This window comes from Paraburkholderia sp. (assembly GCF_034668105.1).
Taxonomy (GTDB): Bacteria; Pseudomonadota; Gammaproteobacteria; order Burkholderiales; family Burkholderiaceae; genus Paraburkholderia.
Genome location: NZ_JAXDPY010000277.1, coordinates 1 through 2,940 on the forward strand (window position 1 = coordinate 1; position 2,940 = coordinate 2,940).

The window sequence follows — 2,940 nt, forward strand, 5'->3', positions numbered from 1 at the left end:
TTCGCTTGCATTTGCGCGCTGTTGCCAATTGCGCCGACGAGCTTCTGTGCGTCGATTGCGTCCAGCAGGTCCTTGATTGCAGCCTGCTTGGCCGGATCAACCGGTGCTGCGGCAGCAGCCGGAGCCGGCGCCGGGGCTTGGCTTTGAAGCGCTTGAGCCATAGCGAAGGTCGGCACCAGAGCAGCCAGCAACATCAGTTGTTTGAATCGTTTTTGCATCATTACTCCCTAAGAGAAATTAACTTGAACTGCGAGCTGCGCGAGATGCGTATCGGCCCGACACGCCATTGTTCCCTGCGCAGCTTTCAACCGATAACCGAGACTGAAAGCTGCCGACGTGAATCAGGCCGCACCACTGTCTTCACCGCCGTTGTCGCCTTCGGCAGGACCTTCGGTGTCGCCTTCCACATCTACGTCCGCTTCCGCCTCAGCAACCTGTTGCAGACCTGAAAGCTTGGTCCCTTCGTCAAGGCTGATGAGTGTAACACCTTGGGTTGCGCGCCCCATTTCGCGGATTTCCGATACGCGCGTGCGAATCAGCACGCCCGTATTGGTGATCAGCATGATCTGCGCTTCCTGATCGACCAGCGTGGCAGCGACGACCTTGCCGTTACGCTCCGACGTCTGGATCGCGATCATCCCCTTCGTGCCACGCCCATGGCGCGTGTACTCGGTGATCGGCGTGCGCTTGCCGTAGCCGTTTTCGGTTGCGGTCAGCACCGACTGCTGTTCGTCGCCGGCCACCAGCAATGCGATCACGCTCTGCCCGTCTTCCAGTTGCATGCCGCGCACGCCACGCGCCTCACGTCCCATCGGACGGACGTCGTTCTCGTCGAAACGCACCGCCTTGCCGGAATCGGAGAACAGCATCACGTCGTGCTGGCCGTCTGTAATGGCGGCGCCGATCAGGTAATCGCCGTCATCCAGACCGACCGCAATAATACCCTTGCGCAACACGCGGCCAAACGCTTCCAACGGCGTCTTTTTTACGGTTCCTAACGCGGTGCCCATAAAGACGAATTTGTCAGCCGAGAATTCCTTTACCGGCAAGACAACCGTAATCTTCTCGCCGTCCTGGAGCGGGAAGATATTTACGATCGGACGGCCGCGGGAGTTCCGCGAACCTTGCGGCACTTCGTAGACCTTCACGCTGTAAACGCGGCCACGATTCGAGAAGCACAGAATGTGATCGTGCGTGTTCGCGATGAACAGCGTGTCGATCCAGTCATCCTCTTTCATCGCGGTGGCCTGTTTGCCGCGACCACCCCGCTTCTGCGCACTATATTCAGACAGCGGCTGCGACTTCACATAACCGGCGTGCGACATGGTCACCACCATCTCTTGCGGCGTGATCAGGTCTTCGGTGTTCAACTCGGTTGCGTTCAACTCGATCTTCGAGCGGCGCGCGTCGCCGAATTCGGCCTTGATCGACGTCAGTTCGTCGACGATGATCGCCGTAATGCGTTCCGGGCGAGCCAGAATGTCCAGCAGGTCGGCAATTTGCGACATCACGTCGCGATACTCGCCGATGATCTTGTCCTGCTCCAAACCCGTCAGGCGTTGCAGACGCATCTGCAAGATTTCCTGAGCCTGGGTGTCGGACAAGCGGTAGAGCCCGTCGGACTGCATACCGAAGGATGGATTCAAACCCTCGGGACGGTAAGCCTCACGACCACCGGCCGCCGCATTTTCCGTCTCCGCGCGCGACAACATCTCACGCACCAGCGACGAATCCCACGGACGCGCCATCAATTCCTGCTTGGCGATCGGCGGAGTCGGCGCAGCCTTGATGATCGAGATGAACTCGTCGATGTTGGCGAGCGCGACCGCCAGGCCTTCGAGCACGTGACCGCGTTCGCGCGCCTTGCGCAGTTCGTATACAGTGCGCCGCGTCAGCACTTCCCGGCGATGCGACAGGAAGCACGACAGCATTTCCTTCAGGTTCAACAGCTTCGGCTGGCCGTCGACCAGCGCGACCATGTTCATGCCGAAGGTGTCCTGAAGCTGGGTCGCCTTATACAGATTGTTGAGAACGACTTCCGGCACTTCGCCGCGCTTCAGCTCGATCACGACCCGCATGCCGCTCTTGTCGGATTCGTCGCGGATGTCCGAAATGCCTTCGAGCTTCTTCTCGTTGACCAGCTCGGCGATGCGCTCCAGAAGCGAGCGCTTGTTCACCTGGTACGGCAACTCGTCGACGATGATCGACATGCGCTGACCGCGGTCGATTTCCTCGAAGTGCGTCAGCGCGCGCATCACCACGCGGCCGCGGCCGGTGCGATAGCCGTCGCGCACGCCGGCCACGCCGTAAATAATGCCGGCGGTCGGGAAGTCAGGCGCTGGAATGATCTCGATCAGTTCGTCGATCGTGGCTTCCGGGTTTTTCAGCAGATGCTGACATGCATCGACAACCTCGTTGAGATTGTGCGGCGGAATGTTGGTCGCCATCCCGACCGCGATGCCGGACGAGCCATTGATCAGCAGATTGGGAATACGCGCCGGCAGAATGGCCGGTTCGTTTTCACTGCCGTCGTAGTTCGGCGTGAAGTCGACCGTTTCCTTGTCGATGTCGGCGAGCAGTTCGTGGCCGATCTTCGCCATGCGGATTTCGGTGTAACGCATGGCCGCGGCGTTGTCGCCGTCGACCGAACCGAAGTTGCCCTGGCCATCCACCAGCATGTAGCGCAGCGAGAAGTCCTGCGCCATCCGGACGATGGTGTCGTAAACAGCCGTGTCGCCGTGCGGGTGGTACTTACCGATGACGTCGCCGACGATACGCGCCGACTTCTTGTAAGCGCGATTCCAGTCGTTGTTCAGTTCGTGCATCGCGTACAGCACGCGCCGGTGCACCGGCTTCAGGCCATCGCGAACATCGGGAAGCGCACGCCCTACGATCACGCTCATCGCGTAGTCGAGATACGAACGGCGCATTTCCTCCTCT

Annotated in this window: 1 protein-coding gene and 1 pseudogene; both read right to left on the reverse strand. The window is 60.0% G+C overall.

The window, feature by feature from the left end; translation table 11 throughout:
* Positions 1 to 218: pseudogene (locus tag QOC89_RS12900) on the reverse strand (hypothetical protein); the annotation flags it as partial.
* A gap of 123 nt (positions 219 to 341) precedes the next feature.
* A complete protein-coding gene (gene gyrA, locus QOC89_RS12905; protein WP_323045364.1) occupies positions 342 to 2,930 on the reverse strand; it encodes a DNA gyrase subunit A in 2,589 nt (862 codons plus the stop codon).
* Positions 2,931 to 2,940 lie beyond the last annotated feature (10 nt).